The 6,201-nt window shown below is 42.1% G+C and carries 6 protein-coding genes and 1 tRNA gene; 4 read left to right on the top strand and 3 right to left on the bottom strand.

Going from position 1 to position 6,201, the window contains the following annotated elements; all coding sequences use genetic code 11:
• Positions 1–43 precede the first annotated feature (43 nt).
• From CJP72_RS26135 to CJP72_RS20330, 3 genes are all read left to right on the top strand, one after another.
• The gene (locus CJP72_RS26135; protein WP_162383137.1) at positions 44–244 is read left to right on the top strand and encodes an ogr/Delta-like zinc finger family protein; all 201 of its coding nucleotides are present in this window, start codon (positions 44–46) and stop codon (positions 242–244) included.
• Positions 245–695: 451 nt separating this feature from the next.
• Positions 696–2,120 (top strand): arylsulfatase regulator, encoded by a 1,425-nt coding sequence (locus CJP72_RS20335; RefSeq protein ID WP_162383132.1) that lies wholly within the window; start codon positions 696–698, stop codon positions 2,118–2,120.
• Between the two features lie 256 nt (positions 2,121–2,376).
• Complete coding sequence (locus CJP72_RS20330) at positions 2,377–2,712, top strand: hypothetical protein (RefSeq protein WP_162383131.1); 336 nt, start codon at positions 2,377–2,379, stop codon at positions 2,710–2,712.
• Here CJP72_RS20330 and CJP72_RS20325 read toward each other — a convergent pair.
• The 3 genes from CJP72_RS20325 to CJP72_RS20315 all read right to left on the bottom strand — a co-directional run bounded on the left by CJP72_RS20325 (position 2,702) and on the right by CJP72_RS20315 (position 5,123).
• The gene (locus CJP72_RS20325) at positions 2,702–3,871 is read right to left on the bottom strand and encodes a tyrosine-type recombinase/integrase (protein WP_162383136.1); all 1,170 of its coding nucleotides are present in this window, start codon (positions 3,869–3,871) and stop codon (positions 2,702–2,704) included. The genes CJP72_RS20330 and CJP72_RS20325 overlap by 11 nt on opposite strands.
• A 160-nt stretch (positions 3,872–4,031) precedes the next feature.
• Positions 4,032–4,106 (bottom strand) — tRNA-Arg (locus CJP72_RS20320).
• A 75-nt stretch (positions 4,107–4,181) separates the two neighbouring features.
• Entirely contained in the window at positions 4,182–5,123 is a 942-nt protein-coding gene (locus CJP72_RS20315) for a formate/nitrite transporter family protein (RefSeq protein WP_162383130.1), read from the bottom strand.
• 288 nt (positions 5,124–5,411) lie between these two features.
• Here CJP72_RS20315 and mlaA point away from each other — a divergent pair, with 288 nt between their 5' ends.
• Positions 5,412–6,167 (top strand): phospholipid-binding lipoprotein MlaA, encoded by a 756-nt coding sequence (gene mlaA, locus CJP72_RS20310; protein ID WP_162383129.1) that lies wholly within the window; start codon positions 5,412–5,414, stop codon positions 6,165–6,167.
• The last annotated feature ends 34 nt before the right edge of the window (positions 6,168–6,201 follow it).

Genomic DNA, 6,201 nt, shown 5'->3' with positions numbered 1-6,201 from the left:
GGAACAATTTGAAAACCAGAATCTCGCTTAGGGTTGTGTCCACATTACGTGGGTAAGATCATACTGCTATTGCTCTAACGTGGAGTGTGGTCACTCGTTTGTGATGAATGTTGCTTTCTCCCATTCGGTCAGCCCAAGCGCGCTGAACGGGCAGGGAAGGGTTAAAGAGTTGATTGACGCAATTCCACCAGAGGGGCGGGAAAAGGCCTTAGAATTGCTGCTGGCTGCGCAAAAGAATGGGTAGAGTGTGCGCCGGGGATGGTTGATCCGTTCCCGGAATCCGTTCAAAGAATTTCAGTTTTTCCAGAGATAAAATATTTATATTTCAATGTGTTATATTTTCCTCGTTTCACAATCGTTCATAAAAAATCACACCTAAAATTAATTATCCATTTAATATCAAAGCATTGCGTATTCAGGCAACAGAATCGATGGACAGCAAAACTGAAAAAAACTGAATTTCTTTTCATTCTTTTCAGTTCCAGTCTCGCAGTACATTCCCAGCACTGGCGCGGGCTGGCGGTATCGTTTGTAAAAAATCCCAACTGAAAAATTTTAGTGATATGAAAACCGCAGGCGGGTGCGGTGTAGTGCCTTTTTTGTTATTTTTTTATTTTTCTGTAACAATTCGAAAAAAATCAATTTAGAATACAGTAATGGAAATATGCAACTATTATAAAAAATAGGAGGAACGAATGCAGGTAAGGAAGAAAGGAAAATATAACAAATTAAAAACATTATATACAAAATATGTTTTTAATTGTGCTTATTATTGTCCTGCCTTATTTCCTAAGTGGTTAGCAAATGAAGTTAAGCACCGTTATAAAAATAATGGAAATTTAAGGGGGGGATATAATAATGAGAATCCAAAGATTGTATCTTTCCTTAATGGGGAGTTTAATTGGTACAAAACTACATTAAGTTTTGTAATTGGTAAGAATGAACTTGATAAGTTGGCAAAATGGATTGTTCGCTATTCAAGAAATAGTTTTAATGCTTCACGATATGACGGAATAAACGATGTCTCAAGTATATTTGGTTCTTCCTATTATAATCTTGGGCGAATTAGTGTTAATGGCTCTGATAGATATAATGACTCACTAAAACCTTTATCATCCAAAACAAAGTATATCGATTTTATTATGCTGGACTTGCATAAGCATGGTAGCGATTTATTTATATTGACGTATGAAGTATATATGGCAAAGGAAGCATCGAACGCAATAAAAAATATCCATGTAGATGAATTGGTGTTTGACTCAGAGTTTGATGGACTGAATTTCTATAGCAAAAAAAATAGTGGCTTTATATGCTTGGATAGATCATGGCTTGCATCAGAAATTATTTGTGAGAAATTTGATGATGTATTCAATGATGTTCGCATGATTTTGAAAGAGTTAAATGATGTTATAGGTATATCGCAGCATGAGAATAGTGTAGTTGCAGTTCCAGAGATGTGTGTAGATGAGGGAGTAGATTATTTTTCTAGTCTAAATAAGCAAGATGTTGAGAGAGCTGTTGAGATCGGTTCTTATTACCCATCACCATATTTAATAAAAGATGACGGGGGTTATTTTTTAAACGTATACGACAATGCTAAGTATTCATTCGATGCTCTATATATCTATAATAAAGTTAATAGAGAGGATAATAACGGCTATCCTGAGTTTTACCCCCCTTCAAATTCAAGGGAGTTGATTCGAGATTATTCATTTGGGATATTGATTTCTTATGAAATAAGTCGTTTAGCGAAGCAAGTTGGGGATATTGTAACGGATGCTCATGGTAATGTACTGACTCAAAAACATAATGAGTACTTTATTTTTTACATGTGTTCAAAAAAAATAGAAAGTTGGTTGAAAGCCTTCTCAAGAAACAAAAATAATGAAGTTAATCATTTACTGGAGTATCAGGTTGAGAAATGTAATGAATTGGTAAGTAAAACTGAAAATTTATATCGTTTATCAGAAAGTAGAATCCAGTTTGATAGTATTAAATACAACAAGAAAAACTCTAAAATTATTTTTTGGTTCGTAATAATACAAATAATACTAGCTGTGTTAGCTATAGATATCCCAAAATGGAAGATCTGGTTAAGCTGGGTTCTTAACTTATTTTAATTAACAACTCGTGAAGTAATTCATCTTTGCAAATAAACTGCTCACTATATGCCCCTTCTTAATAAGGAGATAGATGGAATTGGGGGGCATTTGGGGTGGTTCTTTGATTTTTTATTTGTTTTTTGTGTGTATTTTAGTAGGTTATGTGTTTGTTTTGTTCCTATTATAGGAGTGTTGTTAGGTTTGCTTTACCTTTTGATAAAGGAACTTTTCGGGGTATCAATAGGGTTCGTAAATACACAGGGAATAGCAACTATTGTTGCTGGTTTTGATTTTAAAGTGCTGGATTTTTTTAGCAGGTATCGCAGCATTTATGTTTTCATTACAAAAGTATGTCTTTTTTAGATGTTGGATTAATGATAGTGGCGCAGATGTATTTTTTGTGCTTTATAAAATCGCAATTGTATGTCTTTTTATCACATTTTCTTTGAGTTTAATCGTATTCACTAATGTGGGGACTGCTTTAGCATTCAAACTGATGTTGATGTTTGCAATAGATAACGTTATCCAAACAATGATATTGGCTTTGGTTATTAGTGGTAAGGTTGTATTGGCTAAAAAGAGGATAACTAAAAGAAATATTAATTTTTAATTATATTATCACTATACCACTGTAACATGCTTCTTCTACCCTCAAGATAGTTTGCATGATTATAAATCCCTCTAATAGAATTCTTATCAACATGCGCAAGTTGCATTTCAATCCATGCGCTCTCAAAACCATGTTCATGCAAAATAGTACTCATGGTATGCCTGAAGCCGTGACCCGTTAACCGACCGTGATAGCCCAGTAGTTTTATCACTTTGTTGATACTGGCTTCACTCATTGGCTTCCTTACGTCATTTCTGCCAGGGAAAACTAGGCTGTAATTCCCTGTTATTTCTTGTAGCTTTTTCAGGATGCTGATCGCGTGAGTAGATAACGGAACCAGATGGGGGCGGCGCTTCTTCATCCGTTCTTTGGGGATTTCCCATAAGGCATTATCTAAATCAAACTCAGCCCATTCCGCTGCACGTAGTTCAATTGCGCGCACTCCGGTTAGCATCAACAACTGCGTGGCGTATTTGGTGACTAAACTGCCCTGATAGTTATCCAGAGCATTGACGAACTCGGGCAACTCGATTTCAGTCAGGAACGGGAAGTGTTGAGTTTTAGGTTTGTTGAGTGCGATAGCTAAATCGGGTGCAAAATTATACTTTGCTCTGCCAGTGGCAACAGCATAACGAAGCACTTCACCACAACGGCGGCGGATCTTGCTGGTTTGCTCTAGCGCACCTCTTTTCTCTATTTTTTGCAGGACGGTTAGCAGCTCTAGCGGTTCAATCTGCTCAATTGGGCGCTGGCCGATAAAAGGAAAAATATCCTTTTCCATACAATTGAGAACCTCTTTTGCATACCCCTCTGACCAGGTGGCTTTTTTCGATGAGTGCCATTCTCTGGCCACAGACTCAAAGCTGTTCTCATGTGCGAACTGCAAAGCAATCTTATCTGCCTTTCTGGCTTCACTTGGGTTGATCCCTTTGGCCAACATCGAACGCGCTTCATCACGTTTGGTACGTGCCTGTGCCAACGACACATCGCCATATACACCAAAGGAAATCATCTTTGGCTTACCTGCAAAGCGATAGCGGAAACGCCAGCCTTTGCTGCCCGCTGTGTCGATGAGGAGTGATAGTCCCATACCATCGTTAAGCGTATAGGGTTTGTCCTTCGGTTTTGCTCTTTTTATTTGGATGTCAGATAGCAGCATGTGTATAGAAAAAAGATCGAACTCAGTTATACACAATGTTATACGCAAAGATGTATAGATTCCATTAGAAATAATGGCACTTTACTGGACGAATAAAATAAGAGGTATGAATTAAAATCAATGAGTTATGTACTGCGTTGGACTTTGTGAGAAGTGTTCATGGTGTCCCCTGCAGGAATCGAACCTGCAACTAGCCCTTAGGAGGGGCTCGTTATATCCATTTAACTAAGGGGACGAAGCGGCGAGAGTATAGCGTTTTTTATGCAGCGCGGTAAGTATAAGGTCGCCTGACTGCTCAAACCGTCGCCATTCAGGACTGTTTTTTCTGGTTTTTCTGCTGCTGTTCTTCATGTTCAGCGCGTTGTCTGGCTTCTTGTTTACGTTTGTTGCTCATATCGTTGCGGATTTGCGCGTGGCTCATCAACGCAAAAATAAAGGTGCCGCCGCAGATGTTTCCGGCGAGAGTTGGCAGGGCGAAGGGCCAAACAAAGTTGCTCCAGTGCAGCGTACCGTTAAAGACCAGATAGAGGATTTCGACTGACCCGACGACAATGTGCGTGGTATCGCCCAGCGCGATGAGCCAGGTCATCAGGATGATCACCACGATTTTTGCGGCCCCGGCAGCCGGAAACATCCACACCATGGTGGCAATCAGCCATCCCGAAATGATTGCGTTGGCAAACATTTCTGACGGACTGTTTTTCATCACTTCCATACCGATACTGACAAACGCGTCCCGCGTTTCTTCATCAAATATGGGCATATATTCAAAGGCCCAGGCCGCGATGCCGGTGCCGAGAATATTACCCAGTAGCACAATTCCCCAGAGCCGCATCAGCAAACCGATATTGCCTGGCGTTGGCTTGTGCATGATGGGAAGTACAGCTGTTACTGTATTTTCTGTGAACAGTTGTTGGCGGGCCATGATGACAATAATAAAGCCAAAGGTATAACCCAGGTTCTCGAGTAAAAAACGGCCGGGAACCTCGTCGAGCTGAACATGAAAAATCCCTTTTGCCAGTAAAGAGGCTCCCATAGAAAGCCCGGCGGCAATCGCTGACCATAGCAGCGCCATTGCGTCTCGCTCCAGTTCCTTCTCGCCATCCTGACGGATGTGCTCATGTATGGCCATGGCCCGCGAGGGGAGACGGTCTTCGTCGAGTTCAATTTTCTTGCCGCGCTGCTTTTCTTCGCTTTCTACTTCAAGTTCATCGCTGTGCCGATCAATTTTTTCACTGCTGAGCTTGTCCATCGTGTCGCCTTGTTATAAGCACGTATAGCTCAAGCGTAGCGATTTTTTGTTCGCAGCAGAGGGGTAAACGTTGAAATCGCAAAAATGGTAACGTTTGGTTTTTCGCCGTCAGTTAAAATAGAAGCGTTACGAGCATTGCGTTACCAGGCTATGATCAGATCGATAAGGTCGGGTATATAGACATCGATTGACGTGCTGTTACAATCGCTCACACCTAAACAGGCGGATACGTTTTTGTTCCGTCATGGATGGCAATCAGCGATAGCCATAATCAACAGGGAGACATTTATGAAGCTTCGCCTGTCGGCGCTTGCGCTGGGAACCACACTGCTGGTGGGGTGTGCGAGTTCCGGTACTGAACAGCAGGGGCGTTCCGACCCGTTTGAAGGGTTCAACCGCACCATGTACAACTTCAACTTCAATGTGTTGGATCCGTATGTCGTTCGACCGGTCGCTGTCGCCTGGCGTGACTATGTTCCTCAACCTGCGCGAAATGGTCTGAGTAATTTCACCGGCAACCTTGAAGAACCCGCGGTAATGGTGAACTACTTCCTGCAGGGCGATCCTTATCAGGGGATGGTGCATTTCACCCGATTCTTCCTGAACACCCTGTTGGGGATGGGCGGCTTTATTGATGTTGCGGGAATGGCGAATCCGAAACTGCAGCGTGCTGAACCTCACCGTTTCGGCAGTACGTTAGGGCACTATGACGTAGGTTATGGGCCGTATATGCAGCTTCCGTTCTATGGCAGCTTCACGCTTCGTGACGACGGCGGCGACATGGTGGATGATCTCTATCCTGTCCTCTCCTGGCTGACCTGGCCGATGTCTATCGGTAAATGGACGCTGGAAGGAATTGAGACTCGTGCACAGTTGCTGGATTCTGATGGTCTGCTGCGCCAGTCCTCCGATCCTTACATTATGGTGCGTGAAGCGTACTTCCAGCGCCATGATTTCATCGCCAATGGCGGGAAGCTTAAACCTCAGGAAAACCCGAACGCGCAGGCGATTCAGGACGACCTCAAAGATATTGATTCTGAGTGATGGCCTGAGGCCAATAAAAAAGGTGAGCCTAAAA

The sequence above is a fragment of the Citrobacter sp. NCU1 genome, from assembly GCF_010231475.1.
Taxonomy (GTDB): Bacteria; Pseudomonadota; Gammaproteobacteria; order Enterobacterales; family Enterobacteriaceae; genus Citrobacter_D.
Note: the sequence above shows the minus strand (reverse complement) of the source record. Positions and strands in the feature narration are given on the sequence as shown.